This window comes from Ruegeria sp. C8, from assembly GCF_056537565.1.
The window spans coordinates 88,568-114,971 of sequence record NZ_JBQFRV010000001.1 but is presented as its reverse complement, the minus strand read 5'-3'; the positions used below and the strand labels follow the sequence as shown (position 1 = coordinate 114,971).

Below are 26,404 nucleotides of genomic sequence, written 5' to 3'. Positions count from 1 at the left end.
GCGCGCAAAGGCCGTTCTTATGGCCCGAGTTGCCGGGACAGCTCTTGCAGGTTCGGATCATTGGGAATGCGCTGCAAGCCCTCCTGCACGACCTCACGCGCGGCCTGCGGCCCGCGATTGATCTGCGCCAGCTGCACCAGCATCGGCCAGGCTTCCGAACGCTGAGGGTCGAGGGTCACAACCTCGCGAAAGGCACGCTCGGCTGCTGGAGCGTTGCGGAAGGTCAGTGCCATTCCGCCCAGCACCATATGGGTTTCAGGGAAATCCAGACGGTTTGCGATTGCCCCTTGCCACTCGGCAGTGGCCTGCCCTGCCAAGATCCGCTGTTCCTCGGTCATCGCCTCGGGCGGGATTGTCAGGACCTCTTTCGCAGCCGAAATCCGAACGTTGCGCAGCGGGTCGGAAAGCAATGGTTCCAACCGCTGCACCTGATCGCGGGGAGAGGCCTGACGTTGCAACGTCACAGCGTTGGCCCTAACCAGCGGATCGGTATCCGTCAGCAACTTAGCCGTGGCGTCGGCCACCTGACGCGAGCCGAAGGGCTGCAGCAGATACGCCGCTGTTGCGCGCACGATCCCGGCCTGAGACGGATCGTTGGCAATCGCCAGTAGCCCTTCAGGACTGTCCGCCTGCCCCGCCATTGCCGGAGCGAACACCGAACCGAAATGCGGGCCGCGATGGGTTGAGTCCGGAAACCAGCCCTCGATTTGCGTTGCGGCCCATGGCTGGTTTTTGTCGGTGTGGCAGTCAGTACAGGAGTCCTGCCCAAGTCCCAAATCAGGGCGCGGCACACGGAAACTGTGATCTCGCCGACCGTCAACGCCCATATAGACACGCTCGATCATGTGGCAGGTCTTGCACTGTGCGCCTGCGCTGTTTTCGGGGTGGTGGTGATGATCAGGGGTGTCATAGTCCTTGCGGGCCAGAGTTGGGAAATCCGGATTGCCTGCCGGAGAATGGCATTGCGTACAGACCCCGTTGCCCTCAGCCCTCAGCGTTGCGCTATGGGGTTCGTGGCAGTTCATGCAGCCCACGCCCTGTGCGTACATCTTGGATTGCAGGAAGGATCCGTAAACATAGACCTCATCCAGAATCTGACCATCTGGGTGATAGGCCCCCGGTCGCAGAAGCGCGAGATTGTAGGCGTCGTAATAGGGCGTTCCGGGCAGAGGGTTGCCCTGCTCATGCGCCTCGCGCCGGGAATGGCACCCAGCGCATTGCTGAATTTCTGCCTCGGTCTGGCCTTTGCCCCACGACACGGCAAACCCGGCCTCACCTACCCCTTCAGGCAATACACGCCCATTGACCCAATCGATATGTGCCGAGCCGGGGCCGTGGCAGGCCTCACACCCGACGCCGATCTCAGCTTGGCGAGACTGGTAGCTGCGGGTTTGCGCGTCGTAGTTCTTTTCAAATCCCGTTGCGTGGCATTCGGCGCACCGGGCATTCCAATTCTTGTAAGGCCCGGTCCAGTGCAGCCCGTCATCAGGGGGCAAATCCTGATCCGGATAGAGGTGATACCAGCGCTTGTTTTTCGTGTCCCAGACCACATCAAAACTCTGCAGCCGTCCGGGATCGGTTTCAAACAGGTATTGCTGCAAAGGTTCAATACCGACGACCGAGTGGACGTCATATTCGGTTATCACACCGTCTTTTTCAGTGACCTGGGCGGTTGGGACCCCGCCGCTTTGGTCAAACAGGACCGACATTCCGTTATGCTCAAAGCTAGTGCCATCAAAATCGGCAACGATCTTCCCTGCCCCGACCTCGGTCCAGGCGAGCGCGTGGTGGGAGTTCGCCCAGGCCTCAGCCTCATCCACGTGACAGGCAGTGCATTGATCCGAACCGACATAAGACTGCGCCTTGGCGGCCCCGGCCAATGCAACAAAAAGCACCACCCACCTCATGCCGGAGCACTTTCTTCGTCGCGCTGTATATCCATCAGAGCGCCGTTATACTCTGCACCGAGGATCAGGATTGCCGCGCACAGATACAGGAAAATCAACGCCGCCATGGCCCCCGCCAACCCGGCATAGGTGGCGCTATAGCTGGCGAATTGGCTGATATAGATGGAAAATCCCCACCCTCCGGCCCCCAACAGAACAAGGGTCAGCACAACACCAGGCAGAATTTGTGTCACCCGATGGCGACCGGTCGGCAGGATCAGATGCGCGAGCAGGATCGTGCCCGCCGGAACCGCAATGGTGAAGGTCCAGCGCAAACGGTCCACCGACAACCAGTTCGAGACATCTACATCCGTATGCTCGGACACAAGCTGAGTATAAACGGGCAAGACAACCTCGACCGCGGCGATGATCAGGATCGCAGCGCCGCCCAGAATGACCAAGCCAATGCACAGCAGCCGCGTTTTCCAGAATGGCCAACTGTCCTGATCATGATAGGCCTGATTCATCGCCGACCGAACCGCAGCCACTCCGTTGGAAGCGAAATAGACCGCCAACAGACCGCCGATGGTAATCACGCCCGAGCTAGAGCTTTGCAACACCGCGCGCAACTCGGAGACGATCGGTTCAGCCACATCCTGTGGCCACGCGCCGAAAATCAGCTCGATCAATTCGTCGTTCACATAGCCCTGAGACAAGGCGCCCGCCAGCGCCACGGTAAACAGAACAAAGGGAAAAAGCGCCATCATCATCGACATGGCGACATGGCTGCTCATGACAAAGCCGTTCTTCTCGCCAAAGCGCCGAAAGGCCAGGAAAAACGCCTTTATCAAACGGCTTGATATGGGATTCGCAGCACTGGACATACGGAACTCTACCCTGCGCACCCTACGGGTAGAAGCCACCCAAGCGGAAAATCAATCATATAAATAATTGAGCGCATTGCATAAACTCTTCGCCCTGTGCAGGATCGCAACAAGTACCTTGCCTCAGTCAGGTTTGCACATGCCTCTGGACCCGAACACCACCAAGGATGTACCCCGCGCCACACTGCCCGTGGTGCGTGATACATGTATTGTCGCGACCCTTTTGGTTTTGGGACTCTACGCAGGGGCTGCCTTCCTGATCCCGCTCACCATGGCCCTGCTGGTCAACGTGCTGATCATCGCGCTGAGCGACCGGATCGCCGCCCTGACGCGTGTCCCCGTCTGGCTCGCCAACATCGCGGGCGTCACCGTGGTTCTGGCTGGCTTGTTCATGATCATGTATATCCTCGGAAGTCAGGCCACCCAGTTCGCCCGCACCGTCGGCACCTATGAGGAGCAATTCGACAATGCCGTGAATCGCGTCGCCGGATTAGTCGGCAGCGACGTGACGCGTTTTATCCGGGACAATCTGGTCAGCATCGACATGTCCTATGTCGCCCGCATCCTTCTGGGCAGCGCGACCTCGCTGCTGAACCAGTTCTTCCTGATCAGCCTCTATGTTGCGTTTCTGATGGCCGAGCGTTTAGCGTTTCGAAAGAAAATCCAGATGGCGGCCGGCAACCCTCAAACTGGTCGAGAGTTCGCAGCCATGCTGGATGCGATCTCGATCAGTCTGCAACGCTATGTCGGGGTCAAAACCCTGATCAGCCTGATCACGGCGGGCATCAGTTATAGCATTTTTCGCTTGCTGGGCCTTGAATATGCCGAGACATGGGCGGTGCTGACCTTTGCGCTGAACTTCATCCCGTCGATCGGGTCGATTATTGCCGTCATCTTCCCCGCGATGATCGCCTTGGTTCAATTCGAAAGCATCGCGCCATTTCTGGTGGTGGTCCTAGGCTGCGGCACCATCCAGTTCCTGATCGGCAATTTCCTCGATCCCGCGTTACTGGGCCGGTCACTGAACATGTCGACTTTTCTGGTCATCCTCGCCCTGATGTTCTGGACCACCGTATGGGGCCTGATCGGAGCCTTCCTTAGCGTCCCCCTTACCGTCTGTATCCTGATCGTCTTCAGCCATATCCCCGCGCTGAGGCCCGTCGCGATCCTGATGTCTCTGGATGGCAGGCTTGGGGATGACGGCAACGGCGCGGTTTCCGGCTAATTCTGCCGCGGTTCCAAAACAATCAAATATAAGGAAGTCGGAATTCCTGTTGGTCTGCGTGGTGTTGCGCTGATAACATGTTCTCATTACTTGAAAATCCCGAATCCGGGTCCCTGCAGGCACTCCGCTGCACGGCCTGCCTTTCGGGCCGGAACGGGATATTTTTATGAGCGCACTCAATCAGATCATGGATCTCAGATCCCGCATGGCGCAGTCGATCATTGGACAGACCGAGGTGATTGATCGCCTTTTGATCGGTCTTTTGGCCAACGGCAATCTACTGATCGAAGGACTTCCGGGTCTGGCAAAAACGCGCGCGGTCAAGGCCATGGCCAAGAACATGGATGCTCAGTTCAGCCGCATTCAATTCACGCCGGATCTGCTGCCCTCAGACGTGACTGGGACCGAGATTTATCAGCAGACGGACAAAGATAGCGAATTCAAATTCGAACCCGGCCCCATCTTCGCCAACATCGTCCTCGCCGACGAAATCAACCGTGCACCCGCCAAAGTGCAAGCCGCTCTGCTTGAGGCGATGGAAGAACGCCAGGTCACAGTTTCCGGCACAACCCACAAGATGGAGCCGCTATTCATCGTCATGGCCACCCAAAACCCGATCGAGCAAGAGGGCACCTACCCTCTGCCCGAGGCGCAGATGGACCGGTTTCTGATGCATGTGCAGATCACCTACCCTCCGGTCGAGGATGAGGTTGAGGTCATCCGCCTCGTACGTGGCGAGGACATTGCCGCAGGCAAAGATGCCCCCAAAGAGCATCCGCCAGCGATCCCGCAAGACGCCATCTTTGACGCGCGATTCGAGATTGGACAGATCCATGTCTCGGATGCGATGGATCGCTATATGGCTGATATCGTGCAGGCCACCCGCACGCCCGAGGCACTCAGCCCCGAATTGGCCAGTTGGATCGAGATCGGCGCCAGCCCCCGTGCTTCGCTTGCCTTGGACAAATGCGGGCGCACGCATGCGTGGATGAACGAACGCGACTATGTCGACCCCGCCGATATCCGCGCCATTGCCCATGACGTGCTGCGCCATCGCGTGACTCTCAGTTTCGAGGCGCAAGGTTCCGGCAAATCCGCAGATGACGTGATCGCCGAGCTGTTGCGTTTGGTTGCTTTGCCCTGACCCTTAAGGATACCGGCCGCATGAGTCAGACTGCGCCATATTCCAAAGACCCGCGCATCCATGTGGATGCCGAACAGCTTGTGCGTCTCGGCCCACGCACCCGAGCGCTCAGCCTGTTGCCTCGTCAACCTGCGCGGTCGATCCTGAATGGCCGGCATGCCTCGCGACTGCGCGGACGTGGCCTGAACTTTGAAGAACTGCGCGGCTATCTGCCCGGTGACGACATTCGCACGATTGACTGGAAAGTCACCGCCCGCACCGGAAACCCCCATGTTCGGGTCTATACGGAAGAGCGTGACCGCCCGGCTCTGTTGCTGGTCGATCAGCGTGTTTCGATGTTCTTTGGAACCGTCGCCTACATGAAATCCGTCATCGCCGCCGAGGCCGCAGCGATTGCAGCGCATCGCGTATTGGGTCAGGGAGACCGCGTAGGCGGCCTCGTCTTTAGAGACACCAGCGTGGCCGAACATCGCCCTCAGCGCCGCGCGACTGCCCTGACGCGATTATTGTCTTCCATAGCGGCAGCCAACTCCGCCCTACATGCGGGCCTGACGCCGGAACCGACAGTATCATTGAACGATATGCTGACCGAAGCCGCGCGCGTCTGCCAAACTAGCGGCTTGATCTGTTTATTCTCGGACTGCGACGGGCTGGATGACCGGTCGGAAGCCCTGCTCCGCCGTCTTGCGTCGTCGAACGATCTGATTGTGTTCAACGTCGCCGATCCGACATCGCGCAGCTTGGCGCCGGACCTTAAATTGACCGTCTCTGACGGGGACACGCAGATCGAAATCGACAGCTCCGATCCGGAGCTTTCCGCGAAAATCCGCGCCTCCATGGAGGACCGCCTTGAGCAGCTCCACAAATGGTCGCGCCGATACGGGTTCCCTGTGGTTCCCTTGACGACCTCGGAACCGGCGCTGGACCAGTTGCTGCGCTTGTTCGGACATGGCGGAGCACGGCGATGAGCATCGACACCACCGGGAAATCTCTTGTCGACTTACTGAACATGCTCGAACCCGCGCCCGAGCCTTCGCCCATTTCAATGACGCCTCAGACATGGGGATGGGCTGCTTTGGCAATCCTGCTCCTGATCGCCTTATTCGCCGCAGTCTCGGTAGTTCACAAACACAGACGCGCCAACGCCTATCGCCGAGCTGCTCTGGCAGAGCTGTCGGTGCCGGATATCCCGTCAGCAAAGATCGCCGAGGTGCTCCGGCGGACGGCTTTGGCCGCATACCCGAGGGATCAAGTCGCAGGTCTATATGGTGGGGATTGGATTAAATTTCTAAACCAATCCTCTGATATACAGACATTAAATCAAGAGTTAAGTCATGCGTTGACCGAAGCGCCATACAAGGCAACACCCTCGAACGAAGACCTGAGGCAAATGGCCCGGCATTGGGTCAAGTCTCACAAACCGTATCGGAGCGCATGATGTTTTCCTTCGCCGCGCCGTGGGTCTTTCTCTTGCTGCCGTTACCCGCAGCCGTGTATTTCCTCGCACCACCTCAACGTGAGAAAACGGCCTCAGTCCGCATTCCCTTTTTTCGCCGAGTCGCGCAAGCCGCTGGTGTTGAACCAAAATCCGGCTCCGTGATCCGAAAGCGCGCCAGACTGCAAACAGCCAGTATCATCACTATCTGGGTGCTTCTGGTTTTGGCCCTCGCCAGACCGGAACGTTTGGGCGAGCCAATTGTGATCGAGAAATCCGCGCGGGATGTTGTTCTTGCCTTGGATATCTCAGGCTCGATGGATCAGCGCGACTTTCAGACTGAATCTGGCGCGCCGATGCAGAGGCTCGACGCTGTCAAAGGCGTCTTGAAACAGTTCATTGCCGAACGCGATGGCGACCGGATGGCGTTGATCATCTTTGGCACTCGCGCGTTCATTCAGGCCCCCTTCACCGAAGACCTCAATAGTTTGAATGGGTTCCTGGATCAAACTCAAGTCGGCATGGCCGGTCCAAACACGGCGCTCGGCGATGCGATTGGCCTTGGAATACGCACGTTCGAGTCTAGCGAAGTCGACCAGCGCCTGATGATCGTTCTCAGCGATGGAGCGGATACTTCAAGCCGCATGACACCAGTAAACGCCTCGGCGATTGCTGCGGAGAAGAACGTCATCATCTACACGATCGGGGTCGGAGATCCGAACGCCTCGGGTGAAGATCGCGTCGACCTGCAGGCCTTGCAGGACATAGCCGACCGCACGGGCGGAGAGTATTTCTTTGCCGACGACACAGCGGCCTTGGCGCAAACCTACGCGCGCATTGATGAGTTGAACCCACGAACCGTTCAAACCCAAAGCTATCGGCCCCGTCATAGCTTGTCCCATATTCCTCTGCTGCTGGCGCTGATGGCCATTCTAGTCAGCACAGCCGGGTTCCATTTCTCCCACCGGAAAAAGGGAGTGAGCTGACAATGGACCTCACGGATTTCCATTTTATACGAGTGTATTACCTGTTGCTCCTCATCCCGATGGCGTTCCTGTGGTGGCGGATCAGACCCAAGCCCACCCGTCAATCTGCTCAGGCGGTCGGGATCGCACCACATCTTGCTTCCGCCCTGCAATTGGGCGCGGAAGAGAACCGTCGAATTCACCCCATCGATGTCGCCATGATCATCGCCACGCTTGTCACTCTCGCGGCGGCGGGGCCAACGTGGTCGCGCGCGCCCAACCCGTTGATCGCGGATACCGCGCCGTTGGTGATCGCCCTCAAAGTCACCGAAAGTATGGAGACCACCGATCTTGCGCCTTCGCGCTTGGACCGGGCCAAGTTTAAAATCGCCGACCTGATCACCGAACGTGGCGGAGCGCGCACCGCCCTGATCGCTTATGCCGGTACCCCTCACCGTGTTGCGCCTCTGACCGAAGATGCCAACATTCTGCGTCCGCTGCTTGAGGGGCTGACGCCAGCCGTGATGCCCAAACAAGGTGATTCCGCCGCTGATGCCCTAGCGCTAGCACAGTCCATTCTGGACGAAAGCGAGAGCCCTGGCGCAGTTTTGTTTGTTCTGGACGATCTCGATCCGTCTCAGGTTCCTGCTCTAAGCAACTCAACCCATGATCTTTTCTTCCTGACCATGCTGCCCGATCACGACAGGATTGTGCAGCTGGGAAATGTCCAAGCTGCTTCGACTGTTGCGTTCACGGATGACGACCGGGATATCTCTCGGCTGCAACGCCAAATTCAGTCGGCCTATACCGCTGCCTTGGACGATGATGATCGGCTGGACTGGCAAGACAAGGGTTGGATTCTGGCCTGGCCCGCTGCGCTGCTGTCGCTGTTGTGGTTCCGCAAAGGTTGGGTGATCCGCTGGGCTCTTTTGGCGTTGTTCGTCCTTCCGCCCGCGGGCGCGCGCGCGGAAGGATGGCGGGATTGGTTCCTGACGCCGGATCAGCAGGGGCAAATTGCGATGAACCAGAAGCGGTTTGGAGACGCGGCCGAATTGTTTGAGGACCCATATCACAAGGGCTATGCGTATCTAAAAGACGGTCAATATGAACTGGCCTCTGAGATTTTCACCGCTTTGAACACGGCCGAGGCCGCTTTTGCCGAAGGTATGGCCCGTATCCGAAATCGCGAATACCGCCCGGCAATCGCGGCGTTCGAAACCGCTCTGGAACGACAACCGGATTGGCCAGAGGCGCAACATAACCTTGAGGTTTCCAAGGCCATCTTGGATTATGTCGAAACGACCCGGGAACAGTCTGACACGGGCGAGGAAGCTGGCATCGGCGCGGACGATACGGTGTTCGACAATGACGACGCGCGGGGAAGTGAAACCACGGTTCAAGCGCCTAAGGACGGGCCGCAAACGCTGAATGCGGAGCAATGGATCAGCACCATTGATACCGACATGCAGGATTTCCTGCGCAACCGCTTTCTGCTGGAAAATCAGGAGCGAACGGAATGAGATACGCGCTCCTCTTCATTCTTCTCTTCCCTGTATCCGTGGTCGCGCAAGGCAACGAAACAACCGCCCCGCAGATCATTGTGGAGGTGCCGGAAGAATCCGTCCTCGTCGGCCAGCCAGCGATTGTTCGGATTAAGGTTCTGGTGCCGACCTTCATGCCACAACCGCCGGAATTTCCCTCTCTGGAGCAGCAGAACCTCTTGGTGCGCCTGCCCGAACGGGCCTCGGGGCCGGTCAGTGAGACCGTGAGCGGCGAGACATGGTCGGGTGTTCAGCGCAGCTATCGGGTGTATCCTCTGATTGCCGGCGACATCACCTTCGACGCACAGACGGTTGCCGTGACCTATGCCGATCCCGCCACAAACGCCCCGGTTCAAGCCACGGTCGACCTGCCTCCGGTCAAGATCACAGCCGAAATACCCGATGGCGCGGAGGGTCTCGACCCGTTGATCATCGCAACCGGGTTTACCCTTGAACAGAAACTTGAAGGTCCAACCGAGATGCAGGCTGGTGACGCCATCACGCGCGAATTGACTGCGCGCATCTCTGGCACAACGCCGCTGTTGATCCCGGTTCTGACACCGCAACAGCAAAGCCCGCTGCTGCGCGCCTATCCCAAAGAACCCCGGATTTCAGAATCCGAGGAACGTGGAGTGTTGTCCGGTCAACGTCAGGAAGAGGTCGTGTATATCGCGCAGCAAGAAGGTGACGCGCAGTTGCCCGAAGTTTCCATCGACTGGTTCAACCTGCAGACCAACCAGGTCGAAACCGCCTCAGTTCCCGCCACGGACCTGACGCTTGCGCCACCGAAATGGCAGCCGCCCAGTCTGGACGAAGTTCTGAAGATCGCTACCTTTTCCGCAATTGCCCTTTTCGCGATCGTGGCATTGTGGCGTTTGCTTTCCCCACGCATCCGCGATCTGAGAGAGGCACGCCGTGATCGCTATCTGGCGTCGCCGAGATATGCGGTGGACGCCTTGAAGACCGCCGTTCAAGCGCATGATTTAAATGCGACTTATACCGCGTTGGAGCTTTGGAGATCGCGTGACGGCAACTCTAAGAATGCGGAGAAGCTGGAGGACTGCCTGACCCGTATCGGTTCTGCCCGGTACTCCGGTCGCGATCAATCCGAAGACTGGAGTACTGCCCTGCAAAGCCTAACCTCAATGAAAGATGCGGTCCCGCGCGACAAGGATGCTTTGCCTCCGCTTAACCCCTAGATCAGCTCTGGCAATTGGCAATCAGTTTGCTGCGGTCGATCAGGCGCAGGCGCCCATAGCCGAGTTCAACCAGACCCAGATCCACAAGGCGATGCAGGTTGCGATGCAAGGTCGGTTGAGAAACCGCAACCATCGCGGCCAGCTCCTCTTGCGATACAATGATCCATCCGTCGGCTTTCGCGGCCCCCTCGTCCAGATGCAACAGACGCAAAACAAGGCGTTTCTCGGTGCCCGTGACGGCCAGATTGGCCATGATGCGCAGGGATGTTTTCATGTTCTCGCGCGTCAATGCGTAGAAATCGCGTATGTATTCCGGGTTGTCCTGAACCAGCCTCTCGACCCGTGAGGTGGGAAAGAACAAGGCCCGGGTTTTTTGGGTCGCCATCACACTGATCAGGCGCCGCGCTTCGGCGAACAGTGCCAAATCACCAACCCAAAACCCACGCCCATCGCGATGAACGACAAATTCCTGCCCGTCATCGGCCGGGGCGGTGATCTGAACAGCGCCGCTGAGAACCGCGTGAATTCCATTTGCCTCATCGCCGTAGAGATAAAGCGTTTCCCCTGCATCAAAGGTTTTTCGCACGGCGCAAGTCATAAGATCGCTCTGAAATTTGTGGCCGCGCGCGCCAAACCAATCCGACTGGGTCAGCGTTCGGATATCCTCATCAACATCAAACATTAGTATCTTTCAAAGCGATCATATGATAAGTTTTCGATACGTTTCATAGCCTAATCTAGTTCTGTTCGATTCTCGGACCAATAGATAGTTTTTTGTCCGACAATCAACACCTTGCTCGCGGTCTTTTCCTTAAGTCGGCCGCTGCCATTAACGATAAAATTACCGGGCCATTAATTCCCGTTTACTGAGGAGTACTACATGTCACCTCCACGAATGATTGCTAACAATTGGCGCAGTGCAGTGCGCAGGGTCGCTGTTGCGACGGTTGCCGTTGCCCTTGCCCTGCCGGCTTGGGCGCAGGATCAAAAGCCCAATATTCTTGTGATATGGGGCGACGACATTGGTCAGTCCAATATTTCGGCCTACACGATGGGTCTGATGGGATATCAGACACCCAATATCGACCGCGTTGCCAAAGAAGGCATGATCTTCACCGACTATTACGGTGAGCAGTCCTGTACCGCGGGCCGGTCCTCCTACATCATGGGTCAGTCCGTGTTCCGTACCGGTCTGTCCAAGGTCGGCCTGCCCGGTGCTGATCTGGGAATGCAGGTCGAGGATCCGACCATTCCCGGCCTACTCAAAGACCATGGCTATGTGACGGGTCAGTTCGGAAAGAACCACCTGGGTGACAAGGATGAGCACCTACCGACAAACCACGGATTTGATGAGTTTTTCGGGAATCTTTATCACCTTAATGCCGAGGAAGAACCGGAAAACGAAGACTATCCCGGTGATCGCGTGTTGGCAGATGGCCGCACCTTCCGCGAGGCGTACGGCCCGCGTGGTGTGATCAAATCCAAATCCGATGGCACGATCGAGGACACCGGCCCTCTGACCCGCAAGCGCATGGAAACCGTAGATGATGAGACCGTGGCGGCCGCAATCGACTTCATCACCCGCGCGCACGAGCAGGGTCAGCCCTTCTACGTCTGGTGGAACGGGACCCGTATGCATTTCCGGACGCATGTCAAGGACGAGATGCGCACCAAGGCCAACGAAATCTCGGGTCGTGTGGCCGATGAGTACACCGCAGGCATGATTGAACATGACATGCATGTCGGGCAACTGCTCGATTTGCTGGACGAGCTTGGCATCGCCGACAACACGATCGTTCACTACTCCACCGACAACGGCCCACACATGAACACGTGGCCGGATGCCGCCGCAACGCCATTCTGGGGTGAGAAGAACACCAACTGGGAAGGCGGATGGCGTGTGCCCTCGATGGTGCGCTGGCCGGGCCAGATTGAGGCCGGTTCTGTCACCAACGAGATCGTCCACCATATGGACTGGCTGCCCACCTACCTTGCGGTTGCCGGCGATCCGGATATCAAGGAAAAGCTGAAAGCGGGCTATAGCTCGTCTGGTATGGGCCGTGACTACAAGGTGCATCTGGATGGCTACAATATCCTGCCCCTGCTGACCGGTGAGTCTACCGAAAGCCCCCGGAAAGAGATCTTCTACTTCTCGGATGATGGCGACCTGACGGCGCTTCGTTTTGAGGACTGGAAGCTGATCTTCCTGGAGCAGAAAGCATGGGCAACCCTGCGCGCCTGGATCGAACCCTGGACCGAGCTGCGCATCCCGTTGATCATCAACCTGCGCCGCGACCCGTATGAGCGCGCATACCGGACCTCGAACACCTACTATGACTGGCTATTGGATCGGGCCTATTTCCTCGTTCCCGCCCAGCAATATGTCGGTACGTTCCTGAGTACGTTTGAGGAATTCCCACCGCGTCAGAAAGCGGCAAGCTTCAACCTTGATCAGGTGATGGAGAAGCTGACAACGCCGACCAACAACTAAGATCGGCGTCCAAATAAACCGGGCCGCCCGTGTTGGGGCGGCCCTTTTCCGTTCAAAAACCACCGAGAATTTCATGAAACACGCTGTTCTAAGCGCCCTTTTGTCCGTCGCCCCTTTTTCACTGTTGGCGGACCCTCTGCCCAGTTGGACGCAAAGTGAATCGAAGGCGGCGATTGTAGAGTTTGTGGAGGCCGTGACCGACCCTGACGGCCCGGATTATGTCACCCCTGCGGACCGGGTCGCGGTCTTTGACAATGACGGCACGCTTTGGGCGGAACAGCCGGTCTATTTCCAGTTCATCTTTGCTATGGATCGACTAGCCGAGATGGCTAAGCAAGATCCAAGCATCCTGACCACTCCGACCTTGAAAGCTGCTGCAGAGGGTGATCTTGCTACAATCCTAGAGGGTGGTCACGACGCGTTGATCGAGGTCGTCAATACCTCGCATTCCGGCGTCAGCGTCGAGGCGTTTCAGGCGGCGGTAGCCGATTGGCTCGACAATACGCAGCACCCTGATACCGGTTTACCCTTTGATCAGATGACCTACCAACCAATGGTCGAGCTGCTACGTTATCTGCGCGATGAGGGGTTTACGACGTACATCGTCTCAGGCGGCGGTCTTCATTTCATGCGAGTCTTTGCCGAACAGGCCTATGGTATCCCGCCTGAACAGATCCTCGGCACGTATGGCACCACCAGCTATGCTCAGGTCGACGGGGTTCCGACTATCGTCAAGGAACCGGGCATCGCCTTTATCGACGACAAGGAGGGCAAGCCAATCAACATCGAACGCACGCTCGGCAAACGCCCCATTCTGGCCGGAGGGAACTCGGACGGCGATTTCGCCATGATGGAGTGGACCACGGCGGGTGATGGTCCGCGTCTTGGAGTCCTTGTCCACCACACGGATGCGGAACGGGAATGGGCCTATGACCGCGAAAGCCCAATTGGCCGCTTGGTTGACGGGTTGGATAAAGGCCCCGACATGGGCTGGGTTATTGTGGATATGGCGCAGGACTGGTCTCGCATCTACACTGGCGCTAACTGACCTGCGCCGGAGGCCCTCAACCCTATGTGGACATTGCTTGTTTCTGCCCTCGTTTTTTGTCTCTACGTGACGGCAGGCGTGTTCTCGCTGCGCGCGGCACAAACCGCGCGTACCCCTCAGGGGGCCGTGGGCTGGGTGGTCTTCCTGATTTCGGCCCCCTTCTTTGCGGTGCCGATGTATCTGTTTTTGGGCCACCATCGCTTTCGCGGCTACCGCATCGCGCGGCAGGAAAGCGAGCGCGTTGTCGGAGGCATCAAGACCTTTGCCGACTATTCGAAACCCGACCCCTCTACCATGACACTCAACCCGCGTCCTTTCGAGGTTCTGGCCCACCTGCCCGTCTCGCGTGGGAACGGGGCTGAGTTGCTGGTCGATGGGCAGGCCACGTTTGATGCGATTTTCAAGGCCATCGACGCCGCTAAAAACTACATCCTGATTCAGTTCTACATCGTCCGGGATGATACGCTTGGGCAAGAGCTGCAGAAAAAGCTGATCGCCGCGGCCAAGCGCGGGGTACACGTTCGGTTCATGACGGATGCCGTCGGCAGCTACGGCCTTCCACCAACGTATCTCGAAACGATGCGCGATGCTGGGATAGATGTGGCCGACCCCAAAGAACAACGCGGCCCGAACTTCCGGTTTCAGTTGAACTATCGCAATCACCGCAAAACGGTGATCATTGATGGCGAAACCGGATTCATTGGCGGCCACAATGTAGGGGTCGAATATCTGGGCCAAAGCGACAAATTTGGCCATTGGCGTGACACACACCTGAAGATGACCGGCCATATCGTGCGGCAGCTACAGCTGATTTTCTGCGAAGACTGGCACTGGGCGCGCGACGAGGATCTGATTGACCACCTTGATTGGGCAGGAAGCGAGGCCGAGCAGGACATGAACGCCCTATTGGTGGCAACCGGGCCGGGAGATGACACCGAAACCGGTGCCATGCTGTTCTTTGCTGCGATCGCAGAGGCCAAGGAAAGGCTATGGATCGCCTCGCCCTATTTCGTGCCGGATATCGACATCATGACCGCCTTGCAGCACGCGGCCATGCGCGGCGTCGATGTCCGTATTTTGTTACCAGACGTGATCGACCACCGCCTGCCCTGGCTGGCTGCCTTCGCCTATTTCGACGAGATTCGAGACTGTGGCGTGCGCGTGTTCCGCTACACTGACGGGTTCATGCATCAAAAAGCGTTCGTGGTGGACGATGCTCTGGCTGCGGTTGGAACGACAAATCTGGACAACCGCTCATTCCGGCTGAATTTTGAGGCGATGGCGCTGTTCTTCGACCCGCGCGCGGCGGAAGCCGTCAGTGAGATGCTGTCAGCCGATTTCGAGAACTGTTACGAGCTAACGCGATCAATGTCCCAGCAACCAGCCCATATCCGCTTTGGCGCCCCTCTGGCGCGGCTCTTTGCCCCTATTCTTTAAGAGAAAATTCGGTCCTGAAATACGCGCGTCATCATGGCAACCATGTAAGCGGTCGACAGGCCAAAGGCCAACAGCCCTGCCACAGAAGCGAAAGATCCGAAAATCCGAAGTGCCTCACCCAGAACAATGTCGCCGTAGCCCAGGGTCGTGAAGGTCACCAAGGAAAAGTAAATCGCGGTGTTCCAATCCGGCAGAACGTCGAGCAACACCCAGACGATCGCCCAAATCCAAACCTGAATGGTGTGGATCGCGACAATGAAAACGAGAGCCACCGCAATCGGCATCGCCGTGCCCATAAACACGCCTCTCTTTTCCAGATTGGTTTCCATCTTCATGATCACCACAGTACACCACGTCAAAAGCAGGATTTCGACCAGAAAACAAAGGCCCAGAAACGTGCTTCCCCAGACAATCTGATGTAGCAAGGTCATGTTTTTACGTCCTGAATCAAGCTGCGGTAAGGTCGTCTCAGCATGACCTTTGCAGCCCGCAAGCACAAGGGCACAGGCCGATGTCACGTATCAAGACCCAGTCGGCACTGGACAGCGGATCAAACAGTTGCACATCTAGGACAAAAAGCGAGGCGGATCATGCTGTTGTCGATTGAACATGTTCACAAGACCTATCCCGGTGGACGGCCTGTGCTGCAGGATGTCTCGCTGTCGCTGGACCACGGCCAGACCCTGGCGCTGACCGGTGAAAGCGGCAGCGGCAAATCCACCTTGCTGAATCTATCTGCCGCGCTGGATCATTTCGACGCCGGAGAGATCACGCTGGACGGTATTGCTCTGTCGGGTCTGGATGATGCCGGGCGCGCCGGGCTGCGGCGGAAACACGTTTCGCTGGTGTTTCAGCAGTTTAACCTGATCCCATCGCTGACGGTTGCCCAGAACCTCTCCTTCCACGCGCGGCTGGCCGGGTGTCATGATCCAGACTGGGAGGCACATCTAGCTGATCGCCTTGGCCTGAGCGATCTTCTGTCCCGCTTTCCTGAGCGACTGTCCGGCGGTCAGCAGCAACGCGTCGCCATCGCGCGCGCGATGGCCGTGAGGCCCAAGCTGCTGCTCGCGGATGAGCCGACGGGCAATCTGGACGAAACCGCCAGTGCAGTCGTTCTCGATCTGATGCTGTCCCTCGTGACCGAAACAGGTGCCGCTCTGCTGTTGGTAACCCATTCGCAAGATATCGCAGGCCAACTGGATCGCAGAGTTCACTTGGCGGGCGGGCGTATTCAATGACTGCAGCTGTTGTACAAGCGCTTTTGTCTCATTGGCGAAGCCATTGGTTGCAGCTTGCTACACTGCTCATCGGGATCGCCTTGGCAACCGGGCTTTGGTCGGCGGTTCAGGCGATCAATGCTGAGGCCCGCGCCAGCTACGCCCGTGCCAATGCGCAGCTTGCCTTGGGCCAATTTGACGAGCTGCGCGATCCTTCGGGCGCGATCCCGCTGGACCGCTATGCAGACCTTCGCCGCGCCGGCTGGCAGGTCGCAGCGGTGCTTGAGGGGCCCTATCGCATCCAAGGCCGAACGCTGCGCGTGTTAGGCGTCGACATGGTCGCCTATCCGGCCCTGCCTGCGATCACCGAGGCTGAAGCAGAAACGGATCCCGCTGATATCCTGACGGCACCGGGCCGCTTGCTGGCCTCCGCTGAGTTGGCCACCCTATTGCAGTCGCAAGACGATCTGCCGCCGGTCCTGATAACAACCGAGCTTTCACCCGATGTCATTCTGACCGACATTGGAGTTGCCGAAACCTTGCTCGAGGCGCCCGGCCAGATTTCTCGCCTTGTCGTTCTACCGAATCAACCTCGCTCGGTCCCTCCATTGTCCGAAATCGTGCCCGAATTGGAGCGGGTCAGCCCCGCCTCACAAGTCGATACCGCGCAGCTGACCGATAGTTTCCACCTGAACTTGACCGCGTTTGGAATGCTGTCCTTTGCCGTGGGGCTGTTCATCGTCAACGGCACAGTCGGTTTGGCTTTTGCGCAGCGTCGCGGCATGATCCGAACGTTGCGGGCGCTTGGTGTCTCGATGCGGCGGCTGGTCTGGTTGATCCTGGCTGAACTGACCCTGCTCGCCCTGATTGGAGGCATCATCGGCCTGATCCTGGGCTTCTTCCTCGCCGGAGCACTTTTGCCAGATGTTGCCGCCACATTGCGCGGTCTCTATGGCGCACCTGTGACCGGGCAATTGACCCTCCAACCCGCATGGGCATTGGCCGGATTAGGAATGGCGCTTGGAGGCACCCTGATCGCAAGCGCACAAGCCCTTTGGCGCCTGTCCCGCATGCCGTTGTTGGCTGGCCCGGGCGTGCAGGCCTGGCGCGGAAGCGGACAAGGCCAACGGCTAGCGGCCTACTTCGGCTTGGCGCTGCTTGTCTTCGGGGGCTTCGCTTACACCACGGTCGGAGACCTCCTCGGAGGTTTCGCACTATTGGCGGGCCTGTTGACGGGCGCGGCATTGCTGTTGCCGCTCAGCCTGTCCGTCACGTTAAACCTCTGTGCCCGTCGCGCCCACGGCCCGGTTGCGCAATGGGTCTGGGCCGACATGCGCGCACAACTGCCCGGTCTGTCGCTCGCTCTGATGGCGCTGCTGCTGGCCTTGGCGGCGAATATCGGCGTGGGAACCATGGTCTCCAGCTTCCGACTCACCTTTGTCGGTTGGTTGGATCAACGACTGACATCCGAGCTTTACCTGACGGCCGAAAGCGACCAACAGGGGCGTGAGATCGCCCAGTGGCTAGAGCCACAAGTCACCGCCATCCTCCCCATCCGCAACGTGGAACTGGCGCATGAAACCGGGCCGTTGTTCCTCTACGGCGTGGTCGACGACCCGACCTACCGCCAGTATTGGCCACTGATCGCGCGCGCAGATGACAGTTGGGATCAGGTCATGTCGGGGGATGCAGTGTTGATCAACGAACAGCTTGCGCGACGCGCCGACCTCTGGCCCGGTGACGAGCTGCGGCTTGGTCCGAACCACCAACTGCCAGTCGCAGGGGTTTACTCGGACTATGGCAACCCGACCGGACAGGCGATCGTTTCGATGGCGCAACTGGACCTGATCGCACCGGGGCAAGAGGCGCGCCGGTTCGGCATTCGGCTTGACCCAAACCGCGCAACCGAGTTGGCGCAGACCCTGCGCGAGCGGTTCGGTCTTGCGCCTCAAGCCGTTGTTCAGCAGGCCGCGATGAAGGCCCAATCCCGCGCGGTTTTCGAGAAGACATTTGTGGTGACCTCCGCCCTGAATGTCCTGACACTTGGGGTTGCCGGGTTTGCCATCCTCACCAGCCTCCTGACGCTCTGGACGCAGCGACTGCCCCAGATTGCTCCTGTTTGGGCGCTTGGACTAGACCGCGCGCAATTGGCGCGGCTGGAGCTTTCGCGCAGCGCCATTTTGGCCGCGATGACGGCTTGCCTTGCACTGCCACTTGGGCTGATCCTCGCATGGGTGCTGCTCGCTGTGATCAATGTCGAAGCCTTCGGCTGGCGGCTGCCCATGTATGTCTTCCCGTGGGACTGGCTGGTTCTCTTCCTACTGACGCTGATTGCCGCGCTGGCCGCAGCCGCCCTGCCCGCCCTTCGTCTGCTGCGTCTACCACCCGCCGACTTGCTGAGAGTATTTGCCAATGAACGCTAAGACCTTATTAATAACCCTGCTGCTTCTATTCCCCTTTGGCGCATTGGCTCAGGGGTATGCGGGGCTTGGAGGTTCCGCCGAAGGCTTCAAAGTCCCTCAGCGCGGCTACACGTTCGAATTCCCCTTAGATCACGGCCCTCATCCCGAGTATCGGATCGAATGGTGGTACCTGACGGCTAATCTGAAGGGCGACGACAGGAAGGACTATGGCATTCAATGGACCCTGTTCCGATCAGCCCTCAAACCCTTTGAAACCGAAGGCTGGCAGAGCCCTCAGATCTGGATGGGCCATGCGGCCGTCACAACACCAGAACGCCACTTCTTTGCGGAGCGCCTGTCGCGCGGCGGTGTGGGTCAGGCCGGTGTCATCGCCGAACCATTCGCGGCGTGGATTGACGAATGGCGGATGAGTGGACCTGACTTTGAAATTCTGTCCCTGACGGCCCATGGCGCGGATTTTGGCTATGACCTTGCGCTGAACGCCCAAGGGCCGTTGGTCTTTCACGGGGACGCTGGCTATTCGGTAAAATCCGCGGACGGTCAGGCAAGCTACTACTATTCACAACCGTTCTACGCTGTGGAAGGCACGTTGCACCTGCCGGACCGGGACGTCACGGTCACCGGCCAGGCATGGTTGGATCGCGAGTGGTCCTCGCAGCCGCTGGCCGAGGATCAAAGCGGATGGGATTGGTTCTCGCTCAGCTTTGACACCGGCGAGAAGCTAATGGCATTTCGCCTGCGCGGCGATCGACAGGACTATACGGCGGCCACTTGGATCAATGCGGATGGCAGCACGCGGGCGTTGCCCGACGGGTCCGCCTCCTTCACGCCGCTTGAAACCGCGCCGGTCGCCGGGCGCGACGTACCGATACGCTGGAACGTCGCACTGCCGGATTATGACTTGGATGTTGAGGTCGCAGCCTTGATCCCCGATGCTTGGATGGGAACGCGATTTGAGTACTGGGAAGGCCCGGTCACCGTCTCAGGCAGCCACGCCGGGCACGGCTATCTGGAGATGACCGGATACTGATCTATCGCACGACGTAGACTGAGACGTTTGCGTGCCGCACCACGCGGGCGGCGTTCGGCCCCAGAAGATAGTCTTTCAAATCCGGCTTGTGCGCACCGATAACGATCAGGTCCGACCCCGCACTTTCTGCGGTTTTCAGGATCTCCTGATAGGCGGTCCCGGTGGCGACTACATGCCGGACGGAGGCATTACGCTCAGCGCCCAAGGTCGCCACGCATAGCTCGGTCAACTCAACCTGTGCCTGTTCCAACGCCTTTTCGTGGTGGTCGGTCTCGAAGAACCCCGAGACCCAGCTTTCACCATAGTCTGGCAGGACGGTCACCACATCCAGTTGCGCGCCGTCCATATCTGCCAGTGCGACCGCTTTCTTCAGCACAGGGCTGTCCAGATCACCGTTGCTGATGTCTACGGCGCAGAGAACCGATTGTGTCATGCCGCCACCTCTTCTTGTCTGGCGGCCCGGCCGCGTTGCAGGAAGGCGATCAAGCCCAACAAGAGCATCGCCGGGATATAGATCAGCTGTTTCGGAGGCTGACCGGACGGCAGGCTGACCGAGCTCAAACGCACCGCGTCATCGCCGTAATAGTCGAAAATGCCCAACTCATCCGCGACGGGCGAACCGAAAAGCGGCTCTTCGAGTTTGACCAATCCGTCCTCCTCCAACAGCAGCAGACCCATGGCGTCAACGCGCGCGGCACCGCCCTCTTCATCGCCGACAGTCACGACAACGGTAGTGTCCGTCATCTCGAGCGTGTCGAAGTCCGGTCCACTGACAACAACGCGGACCTCGGTGCCCGGAAGCGTTTCTCCGATGGTTTCCACGAAGGCGGCTGGCTCGACCGAGCTAAAGGGTGGCGAGATCCGGTCCATGAAGAAGTCTGGCCGGAACAGCGCAAAGGCCACCGCGATCAGAGCAACGCTTTCATAGATGCGGTTATGGGTCAGGAAATAACCCATGGTACCCGCCGTGAAGACCAAAATCGCAATCGTAGCAAATATGGCAACGGTGATCCCTTCGGCCCAGGTCACGTCGATCAGCAGCAGGTCTGTGTTGAAGATAAACACAAACGGCAGCGCAACGGTCCGCAGGCTATAGAAGAAGGCCGTGAAGCCGGTACGGATCGCATCACCACCGGACACAGCCGCAGCCGCAAAGCTCGCCAACCCGACCGGAGGCGTCACATCCGCCATGATCCCGAAGTAGAACACGAACAGATGTACGGCGATCAGCGGCACGATCAGCCCGCTCTGCGCACCAAGTTCAACAACCACTCCGGCCATCAGCGAGCTCACCACAATGTAGTTCGCCGTGGTCGGCAGGCCCATGCCAAGAATCAGGCTGAGGATACCAACCATCACCAGCATCAGGATCAGGTTGCCGCCCGACAAGAACTCGACCAGATCGGCCATCACCTGGCCCACACCGGTCAGCGTCACGGTGCCAACGATCACGCCCGCCGTGGCCGTGGCCAACGCGATCCCGATCATGTTGCGAGCGCCGTCGATCAGGCCTTGCCACAGATCTGCAACTCCGTCGATGAAGCGGTTGTAGACCTCGCTCTCGTCCCGGAACATCGCTTTGAGCGGCTTCTGCGTCAGCAGGATCACGAACAGTAGCGCCGTTGCCCAGAAGGCGGACAGACCGGGTGATTTCTGTTCGATCATCAGGAAGTAGACCAGCACGATGATCGGTAGCAGATAGTGCAGACCGGCCTTGTAGATGTCCGCGATGACCGGCAGTTCAACCTCTTTGGCGTTTGGATCATCCGGCTCAAGGTCGGGGACCTGCGCAGCAAGATAAAGCAGCGCCACATAGACTGCGCAGACGATCAGGCTCAGCAACATGCCAGCGGCGGTCGGCACCATGCTGGTGACCGCTTCGACCGGGTATTGCGAGCCATAGCATAGGCCAGCAAAGACGATGAAGAAGGACAGCATCCCGACCACGGTCCGCGCGAGGTGAACCTCACGGTTGCCCAATGTTGGCATGTTCCGCTTCACGGCTTCCAGATGCACGATATAGACCAGCGCAATGTAAGAGATCGCCGCCGGCAGGAAGGCATGGGTGATGACCTCAACATAGGAAATACCCACATATTCCACCATCAGGAAGGCCGCGGCCCCCATGACGGGTGGCATGATCTGGCCGTTCACGGACGAGGCAACCTCGACCGAGCCCGCCTGTTCACTGGAGAAGCCGACGCGCTTCATCAGTGGAATGGTGAAAGTACCGGTTGTCACAACGTTTGCAATCGACGAGCCAGAGATCAGACCGGTCGCCGCCGACCCCACAACAGCCGCCTTGGCCGGACCACCGCGCAGGTGGCCAAGGGCACCGAAGGCCATCTTGATAAAGTAATTCCCTGCCCCGGCTTTATCGAGCAACGCCCCGAATAGCACGAACAGGAAGACGAATTTCGTCGAGACTCCAAGCGCGATGCCGAACACGCCCTCAGACGTGATCCACATATGGCTCATCGCTTTTTTCAGACTCGCGCCCTTCCAACGGATCACCTCAGGCACCCATTCGGACGAGCCGAAAAACACATAAGCTAGGAAGATCGTCGCGATGATCGCCATGGCCGGGCCAAGCGCACGACGCGCGGCCTCGAACAGCAACAGCAACCCACCCAGCGCGACCCATTTATCGGTGTCGTCCGCCAGACCGCCTGCATTCACGATCTTATCGTAGAAAAAGTAGCCGTAGAGCGCCACAAACGCGCCCAGCAGGCCCATGATCCAGTCCTGCACGGGTATATAGTTCCGAGGGCTGGATTTCAGCGCCGGATAGGCCGCAAAAGCCAAGAACATCGCAAAGGCCAGATGGATCTGGCGCGAGTTGTTGACCACGCTGCCGGGCAAAACGACGTTTGATACTGGCGAGGCCAAAACGACCTGAAACACCGACCAAAGCGCGGCGACGATTGCCAGAAAGATCCCGACACTACCGACCGGGTTACGACCGCCCGCGTCGGAGGAGGCTACAAGCTCCTGCAGCTCTTCTTCGGATAGCGGTCGGTTGGATTGCGTGTCGGAACTCATATAAATGTCTCCCCGTCATATGGCCTTTTTGGCCTTATTTTTGCCCGTTCGATCCGGGCTTGGGTTGCAGGGCGCCCTTGGGCACCCTGCTTCAGGTCTGGTTTACTGAACCCAGCCTTTTTCTTTGTAGTACTTTTCAGCACCCGGATGCAGCGGAGCCGACAAGCCGTCCGCGATCATCTCTTCCGGCTTCAGGTTTGCAAATGCAGGGTGCAGCTTTTTGAAGTCGTCGAAGTTCTCGAAAACCGAGCTGACAACTGCATACACAGCATCTTCCGACACATCTGCCGAGGTAACGAACGTCGCGCCAACACCAAAGGTAGTGGTGTCACCGTCCGAGCCACGGTACATGCCACCCGGAATGGTCGCGGTACGGTAGTACGAGTTGCCGTCGATCAGGCCGTCAATCGCGTCGCCAGTGACGTTCACCAGAACGGAATCACATGCGGTGGTCGCTTCCTGGATCGAACCCGACGGGTGACCAACAGTGTAGATCATCGCGTCGATCTGGTTGTCGCACAGAGCTGCCGACTGCTCGGCCGCTTTCAACTCGGATGCCAGTTCGAAGTCGTCCAGAGTCCAGCCCATGGCTTCCAGAACAACATCCATGGTGCCGCGCTGACCGGAACCGGGGTTGCCGATGTTTACGCGCTTGCCTTTGAGATCTTCAAAGCTGGCGATGCCGGAATCGGCACGGGCCACGACGGTGAAGGGCTCAGGGTGTACCGAGAATACGGCGCGCAGGTTTTCGAAGGGGCCAGCCTCTTCGAATTTCGATGTGCCGTTATATGCGTGGTACTGCCAGTCGGACTGGGCCACACCAAACTCCAGCTCACCCTCGCGGATGGTGTTGATGTTGTAGACCGAGCCGCCGGTCGATTCGACCGAGCAACGTACGCCGTGTTCCTTGCGGCCTTTGTTGACCAGACGGCAGATCGCACCACCGGTGGGATAGTACACGCCGGTTACGCCACCTGTGCCGATGGTGATGAACTCTTCCGCATAGGCGGCAGGTGCCATCATTGCAGCGGTCACAAACGCGCCGAGGCTAAGCTTGCTGCTGTTTTTCATTTAAGAACTCCCATTATTATGACTTGGGCGGGAAAAGGCTGACGCCTCCCTTCCGGGACCCGCATTGGGGATTGTGCCGATAGGTCAGATCAATCCGCATTGCAACAGGGCCAGCTGTATAGATTTTCCGATATCTCCCAATAGGTCCGAGGTTTCATTCAGATACGCTGAAAGTCAAGGCCAGCCCTTCAACAGAACGCCCCACGCATCAGATATGAGGTTGTTTTCAAATCTTTCCCCATCGCGCGGCGGTTTCTGAGCCCTTGGCCCCGCATCGCGGCAAAACGCATTTTGTTCATAGGATCGCGGGTTTGATGCCCAACAAGGGTGCACATGCGTAGCAAGACATCACCAGAAAAAGAAAAAACAGAGAGCAGGTTCCCCTAACTCTCTGTTTTTACTTTGGTACCCAAGGCCGGACTCGAACCGGCACGGTATCACTACCGGGGGATTTTGAATCCCCTGCGTCTACCATTCCGCCACTTGGGCCACGGACATTGGATTAGCGTCCCTGACTGGGAAGGTCCAGAGGCAAAAACACACTGCCCCGTCGATTGTTGGCCGCACGGCAGTTGACCCTTCCGCACGCCCGTGGTTTGCCTGTCACGACCTGAGACGCGACTGTGAGAGTGTGATGCTGCGATCCCTGTATGACTGGACCATTCGGCTGGCCGAGCACCCTCATGCCCTATGGGCGCTTGCCGTCGTGTCCTTTATCGAAAGCTCGTTCTTTCCGATTCCACCCGATGTCCTGATGATCCCGATGATTCTGGCGCGCCCCTCGAAGGCGTGGCTGATTGCAGGCGTGGCCCTGGTGGCCTCGGTTCTGGGCGGCATGCTGGGCTATGCGATTGGTGCCTTTGCCTATGAGAGCATCGGACAACCCATTCTCGAATCCATGGGCAAGGCCGACGCGATGGAAGAGTTCAACACCCGCTTCAACGATTTCGGCTTCTGGGCCGTGCTGGCCGCCGGTGTGACCCCCTTCCCCTACAAGGTGATCACCATCATGTCAGGATGGACCGGCATGCCGCTGGGCACCTTTATTGCAACCTCGATTCTGGCGCGTGCGTTGCGATTCTTCCTTGTGGCAGGCCTGTTGTGGAAGTTCGGAGAGCCGATCCGGGACTTCATCGAAAAGCGCCTCGGGCTTATGTTCACCCTGTTCATCATCCTGCTGTTTGGCGGGTTTCTGGCGGTTAAATATCTATGACAAAACGATCGACTTACGTGATCCTGGCAGCCGGAGGGTCGGCGGCCCTGTTGTTGGGCGCATGGGGATTTCAGCATATTGGCGGTCTCGCCCCGTGCAAAATGTGCATCTGGCAACGCTACCCCCATGTTGCTGCAGTCGTGATCGGCGCTCTGGCCTTGGTGCTGCCAAAACTCAACCCGCTACCGCTGATCGGAGCCTTGGCCGCGATGATCACGGCCGGAATTGGCTTTTTCCACGCGGGCGTCGAGCAAGGATGGTGGGAAGGTCCCTCAACCTGCACCTCGGGTGATATCGGAGGGTTGTCGGCAGAAGAACTGATGAACCAGATCATGGCCGCCCCGCTGGTGCGCTGCGATGAGATTCCGTGGGAAATGTTCGGCCTGTCCATGGCCGGCTGGAACGCAGCCCTTTCTGCGGTTCTTGTTCTGCTCTGGCTGGCCGCGTGGTGGGCGAAGGCTTAAGCCTCGTCCAGTTCCGCGTCCCAATAGAGGAAGTCGATCCAGCTGTCATGCAGGTGGTTCGGCGGGAATTTCCGCCCAATATTGCGCAAGGCCTCCGCATCGGGCTGACGCGGTGGTTTGCGCAGGCTCATGCCTGCCTGACGCAGCGACTTGGAACCTTTGCGCAAGTTACATGGGCTGCACGCGGCAACCACGTTCTGCCAGCTCGTCACCCCTCCGGCGGCACGCGGCACAACGTGGTCAAAGGTCAGGTTGTCTCGGCTTCCGCAATACTGGCAGCGGAATTCATCCCTAAGAAATAAATTAAAGCGCGTGAAGGCCACGCGCTTTCTGGGTTTTACATAGTCTTTGAGGACAACCACCGACGGTATTCGGATCTCGGTACTCGGGCTGCGGACCACTTCGTCATATTCAGCCACGATGTCGACCCTGTCCAACCAGGCCGCCTTGACCGCCTCCTGCCACGGCCACAGAGACAAGGGGTAGTAGGATAAAGGGCGGTAGTCGGCATTCAAAACCAAGGCCGGATGCTGTTTGAGCATACCCGGCTCTCTTACAAAATCGGTCCTGAAGTCTCCGTCCATCACAGAATCGCTCCTCGCTCTCAGCTGCCCGTTTGTGACACCAGAGCGGAGAGCACCCGCTCCGGCCTTAAGATAACTATATATCGTGTTAAAACTCTGACAAGC

At 58.5% G+C, this 26,404-nt stretch carries 23 protein-coding genes and 1 tRNA gene; 15 read left to right on the top strand and 9 right to left on the bottom strand.

Going from position 1 to position 26,404, the window contains the following annotated elements:
• Nucleotides 1–17: 17 nt before the first annotated feature.
• Both ACR0KL_RS00570 and ACR0KL_RS00565 read right to left on the bottom strand, forming a co-directional pair.
• Nucleotides 18–1,907 (bottom strand): cytochrome c3 family protein, encoded by a 1,890-nt coding sequence (locus ACR0KL_RS00570; protein WP_170676018.1) that lies wholly within the window; start codon nucleotides 1,905–1,907, stop codon nucleotides 18–20.
• Entirely contained in the window at nucleotides 1,904–2,770 is an 867-nt protein-coding gene (locus tag ACR0KL_RS00565; protein WP_170676017.1) for a YihY/virulence factor BrkB family protein, read from the bottom strand. Before ACR0KL_RS00565 ends, ACR0KL_RS00570 begins: the two co-directional genes overlap by 4 nt.
• Nucleotides 2,771–2,909: 139 nt before the next feature.
• Between ACR0KL_RS00565 and ACR0KL_RS00560 the strand changes: the two genes are divergently transcribed.
• The 7 genes from ACR0KL_RS00560 to ACR0KL_RS00530 all read left to right on the top strand — a co-directional run bounded on the left by ACR0KL_RS00560 (nucleotide 2,910) and on the right by ACR0KL_RS00530 (nucleotide 10,279).
• Nucleotides 2,910–3,995: an AI-2E family transporter gene (locus tag ACR0KL_RS00560; protein ID WP_170676016.1), complete on the top strand. Its 1,086-nt coding sequence runs from the start codon at nucleotides 2,910–2,912 to the stop codon at nucleotides 3,993–3,995.
• A gap of 166 nt (nucleotides 3,996–4,161) precedes the next feature.
• The gene (locus ACR0KL_RS00555; protein WP_170676015.1) at nucleotides 4,162–5,139 is read left to right on the top strand and encodes an AAA family ATPase; all 978 of its coding nucleotides are present in this window, start codon (nucleotides 4,162–4,164) and stop codon (nucleotides 5,137–5,139) included.
• A 20-nt stretch (nucleotides 5,140–5,159) separates the two neighbouring features.
• Nucleotides 5,160–6,107, top strand: a complete 948-nt coding sequence (locus ACR0KL_RS00550) for a DUF58 domain-containing protein (RefSeq protein WP_480776536.1) — start codon at nucleotides 5,160–5,162, stop codon at nucleotides 6,105–6,107.
• The gene (locus ACR0KL_RS00545) at nucleotides 6,104–6,577 is read left to right on the top strand and encodes a DUF4381 domain-containing protein (protein ID WP_170676013.1); all 474 of its coding nucleotides are present in this window, start codon (nucleotides 6,104–6,106) and stop codon (nucleotides 6,575–6,577) included. The genes ACR0KL_RS00550 and ACR0KL_RS00545 overlap by 4 nt, the downstream gene beginning before the upstream one ends.
• A complete protein-coding gene (locus tag ACR0KL_RS00540) occupies nucleotides 6,577–7,560 on the top strand; it encodes a vWA domain-containing protein (RefSeq protein ID WP_480776535.1) in 984 nt (327 codons plus the stop codon). The genes ACR0KL_RS00545 and ACR0KL_RS00540 overlap by 1 nt, the downstream gene beginning before the upstream one ends.
• A 2-nt stretch (nucleotides 7,561–7,562) precedes the next feature.
• Complete coding sequence (locus tag ACR0KL_RS00535; protein WP_170676011.1) at nucleotides 7,563–9,059, top strand: VWA domain-containing protein; 1,497 nt, start codon at nucleotides 7,563–7,565, stop codon at nucleotides 9,057–9,059.
• On the top strand, nucleotides 9,056–10,279 hold the full coding sequence (locus tag ACR0KL_RS00530) for a hypothetical protein (RefSeq protein ID WP_480776534.1): 1,224 nt from the start codon (nucleotides 9,056–9,058) through the stop codon (nucleotides 10,277–10,279). Before ACR0KL_RS00535 ends, ACR0KL_RS00530 begins: the two co-directional genes overlap by 4 nt.
• Nucleotide 10,280: 1 nt before the next feature.
• On the opposite strand, the gene ACR0KL_RS00525 is transcribed toward ACR0KL_RS00530, so the two are convergent.
• Entirely contained in the window at nucleotides 10,281–10,961 is a 681-nt protein-coding gene (locus ACR0KL_RS00525; protein ID WP_170373655.1) for a Crp/Fnr family transcriptional regulator, read from the bottom strand.
• Nucleotides 10,962–11,159: 198 nt separating this feature from the next.
• Here ACR0KL_RS00525 and ACR0KL_RS00520 point away from each other — a divergent pair, with 198 nt between their 5' ends.
• From ACR0KL_RS00520 to cls, 3 genes are all read left to right on the top strand, one after another.
• Nucleotides 11,160–12,770, top strand: a complete 1,611-nt coding sequence (locus ACR0KL_RS00520; protein ID WP_247748279.1) for an arylsulfatase — start codon at nucleotides 11,160–11,162, stop codon at nucleotides 12,768–12,770.
• Nucleotides 12,771–12,843: 73 nt separating this feature from the next.
• Entirely contained in the window at nucleotides 12,844–13,818 is a 975-nt protein-coding gene (locus tag ACR0KL_RS00515) for an HAD family hydrolase (RefSeq protein ID WP_170676009.1), read from the top strand.
• Between the two features lie 24 nt (nucleotides 13,819–13,842).
• Nucleotides 13,843–15,255 carry a cardiolipin synthase gene (gene cls / locus ACR0KL_RS00510; protein WP_480776533.1) on the top strand — a complete coding sequence of 471 codons (1,413 nt, stop codon included), beginning with the start codon at nucleotides 13,843–13,845 and terminating at the stop codon, nucleotides 15,253–15,255.
• Here the strand turns inward: cls and ACR0KL_RS00505 are convergent.
• Nucleotides 15,252–15,686 carry a potassium channel family protein gene (locus tag ACR0KL_RS00505; RefSeq protein WP_170373652.1) on the bottom strand — a complete coding sequence of 145 codons (435 nt, stop codon included), beginning with the start codon at nucleotides 15,684–15,686 and terminating at the stop codon, nucleotides 15,252–15,254. The genes cls and ACR0KL_RS00505 overlap by 4 nt on opposite strands.
• Nucleotides 15,687–15,845: 159 nt before the next feature.
• On the opposite strand from ACR0KL_RS00505, the gene ACR0KL_RS00500 reads away from it, so the two are divergent.
• The 3 genes from ACR0KL_RS00500 to ACR0KL_RS00490 are packed head-to-tail and all read left to right on the top strand — an operon-like array spanning nucleotide 15,846 to nucleotide 19,925.
• On the top strand, nucleotides 15,846–16,493 hold the full coding sequence (locus ACR0KL_RS00500) for an ABC transporter ATP-binding protein (protein WP_170676007.1): 648 nt from the start codon (nucleotides 15,846–15,848) through the stop codon (nucleotides 16,491–16,493).
• Entirely contained in the window at nucleotides 16,490–18,895 is a 2,406-nt protein-coding gene (locus ACR0KL_RS00495) for an FtsX-like permease family protein (protein WP_480776532.1), read from the top strand. Before ACR0KL_RS00500 ends, ACR0KL_RS00495 begins: the two co-directional genes overlap by 4 nt.
• On the top strand, nucleotides 18,885–19,925 hold the full coding sequence (locus tag ACR0KL_RS00490) for a lipocalin-like domain-containing protein (RefSeq protein WP_170676005.1): 1,041 nt from the start codon (nucleotides 18,885–18,887) through the stop codon (nucleotides 19,923–19,925). Before ACR0KL_RS00495 ends, ACR0KL_RS00490 begins: the two co-directional genes overlap by 11 nt.
• A gap of 1 nt (nucleotide 19,926) precedes the next feature.
• On the opposite strand, the gene ACR0KL_RS00485 is transcribed toward ACR0KL_RS00490, so the two are convergent.
• From ACR0KL_RS00485 to ACR0KL_RS00470, 4 genes are all read right to left on the bottom strand, one after another.
• Nucleotides 19,927–20,358 carry a universal stress protein gene (locus ACR0KL_RS00485; protein WP_170676004.1) on the bottom strand — a complete coding sequence of 144 codons (432 nt, stop codon included), beginning with the start codon at nucleotides 20,356–20,358 and terminating at the stop codon, nucleotides 19,927–19,929.
• Nucleotides 20,355–22,967 carry a TRAP transporter permease gene (locus ACR0KL_RS00480; RefSeq protein WP_170676003.1) on the bottom strand — a complete coding sequence of 871 codons (2,613 nt, stop codon included), beginning with the start codon at nucleotides 22,965–22,967 and terminating at the stop codon, nucleotides 20,355–20,357. Before ACR0KL_RS00480 ends, ACR0KL_RS00485 begins: the two co-directional genes overlap by 4 nt.
• A gap of 102 nt (nucleotides 22,968–23,069) precedes the next feature.
• On the bottom strand, nucleotides 23,070–24,038 hold the full coding sequence (locus ACR0KL_RS00475; RefSeq protein ID WP_170373646.1) for a TAXI family TRAP transporter solute-binding subunit: 969 nt from the start codon (nucleotides 24,036–24,038) through the stop codon (nucleotides 23,070–23,072).
• A gap of 403 nt (nucleotides 24,039–24,441) precedes the next feature.
• Nucleotides 24,442–24,527 (bottom strand) — tRNA-Leu (locus tag ACR0KL_RS00470).
• Between the two features lie 145 nt (nucleotides 24,528–24,672).
• On the opposite strand from ACR0KL_RS00470, the gene ACR0KL_RS00465 reads away from it, so the two are divergent.
• Nucleotides 24,673–25,251 carry a YqaA family protein gene (locus ACR0KL_RS00465; protein ID WP_170638758.1) on the top strand — a complete coding sequence of 193 codons (579 nt, stop codon included), beginning with the start codon at nucleotides 24,673–24,675 and terminating at the stop codon, nucleotides 25,249–25,251.
• Nucleotides 25,248–25,715, top strand: coding sequence for a disulfide bond formation protein B (locus ACR0KL_RS00460; protein ID WP_480776531.1), 468 nt, complete (start codon nucleotides 25,248–25,250; stop codon nucleotides 25,713–25,715). Before ACR0KL_RS00465 ends, ACR0KL_RS00460 begins: the two co-directional genes overlap by 4 nt.
• On the opposite strand, the gene ACR0KL_RS00455 is transcribed toward ACR0KL_RS00460, so the two are convergent.
• Entirely contained in the window at nucleotides 25,712–26,299 is a 588-nt protein-coding gene (locus ACR0KL_RS00455) for an HNH endonuclease (protein ID WP_170373643.1), read from the bottom strand. The two genes, ACR0KL_RS00460 and ACR0KL_RS00455, sit on opposite strands and share 4 nt — an antisense overlap.
• Nucleotides 26,300–26,404: the final 105 nt, after the last annotated feature.

Coding starts and splice junctions, on each gene's coding strand:
- ACR0KL_RS00480 (WP_170676003.1), bottom strand. CDS start 22,967: ATGAGTTCCGACACGCAATCCAACCGACCGCTATCCGAAGAAGAGCTG.
- ACR0KL_RS00485 (WP_170676004.1), bottom strand. CDS start 20,358: ATGACACAATCGGTTCTCTGCGCCGTAGACATCAGCAACGGTGATCTG.
- ACR0KL_RS00465 (WP_170638758.1), top strand. CDS start 24,673: ATGCTGCGATCCCTGTATGACTGGACCATTCGGCTGGCCGAGCACCCT.
- ACR0KL_RS00550 (WP_480776536.1), top strand. CDS start 5,160: ATGAGTCAGACTGCGCCATATTCCAAAGACCCGCGCATCCATGTGGAT.
- ACR0KL_RS00520 (WP_247748279.1), top strand. CDS start 11,160: ATGTCACCTCCACGAATGATTGCTAACAATTGGCGCAGTGCAGTGCGC.
- ACR0KL_RS00505 (WP_170373652.1), bottom strand. CDS start 15,686: ATGACCTTGCTACATCAGATTGTCTGGGGAAGCACGTTTCTGGGCCTT.
- ACR0KL_RS00540 (WP_480776535.1), top strand. CDS start 6,577: ATGTTTTCCTTCGCCGCGCCGTGGGTCTTTCTCTTGCTGCCGTTACCC.
- ACR0KL_RS00555 (WP_170676015.1), top strand. CDS start 4,162: ATGAGCGCACTCAATCAGATCATGGATCTCAGATCCCGCATGGCGCAG.
- ACR0KL_RS00490 (WP_170676005.1), top strand. CDS start 18,885: ATGAACGCTAAGACCTTATTAATAACCCTGCTGCTTCTATTCCCCTTT.
- ACR0KL_RS00545 (WP_170676013.1), top strand. CDS start 6,104: ATGAGCATCGACACCACCGGGAAATCTCTTGTCGACTTACTGAACATG.
- ACR0KL_RS00475 (WP_170373646.1), bottom strand. CDS start 24,038: ATGAAAAACAGCAGCAAGCTTAGCCTCGGCGCGTTTGTGACCGCTGCA.
- ACR0KL_RS00515 (WP_170676009.1), top strand. CDS start 12,844: ATGAAACACGCTGTTCTAAGCGCCCTTTTGTCCGTCGCCCCTTTTTCA.
- ACR0KL_RS00500 (WP_170676007.1), top strand. CDS start 15,846: ATGCTGTTGTCGATTGAACATGTTCACAAGACCTATCCCGGTGGACGG.
- ACR0KL_RS00560 (WP_170676016.1), top strand. CDS start 2,910: ATGCCTCTGGACCCGAACACCACCAAGGATGTACCCCGCGCCACACTG.
- ACR0KL_RS00460 (WP_480776531.1), top strand. CDS start 25,248: ATGACAAAACGATCGACTTACGTGATCCTGGCAGCCGGAGGGTCGGCG.
- ACR0KL_RS00565 (WP_170676017.1), bottom strand. CDS start 2,770: ATGTCCAGTGCTGCGAATCCCATATCAAGCCGTTTGATAAAGGCGTTT.
- ACR0KL_RS00535 (WP_170676011.1), top strand. CDS start 7,563: ATGGACCTCACGGATTTCCATTTTATACGAGTGTATTACCTGTTGCTC.
- ACR0KL_RS00530 (WP_480776534.1), top strand. CDS start 9,056: ATGAGATACGCGCTCCTCTTCATTCTTCTCTTCCCTGTATCCGTGGTC.
- ACR0KL_RS00525 (WP_170373655.1), bottom strand. CDS start 10,961: ATGTTTGATGTTGATGAGGATATCCGAACGCTGACCCAGTCGGATTGG.
- cls (WP_480776533.1), top strand. CDS start 13,843: ATGTGGACATTGCTTGTTTCTGCCCTCGTTTTTTGTCTCTACGTGACG.
- ACR0KL_RS00495 (WP_480776532.1), top strand. CDS start 16,490: ATGACTGCAGCTGTTGTACAAGCGCTTTTGTCTCATTGGCGAAGCCAT.
- ACR0KL_RS00455 (WP_170373643.1), bottom strand. CDS start 26,299: ATGGACGGAGACTTCAGGACCGATTTTGTAAGAGAGCCGGGTATGCTC.
- ACR0KL_RS00570 (WP_170676018.1), bottom strand. CDS start 1,907: ATGAGGTGGGTGGTGCTTTTTGTTGCATTGGCCGGGGCCGCCAAGGCG.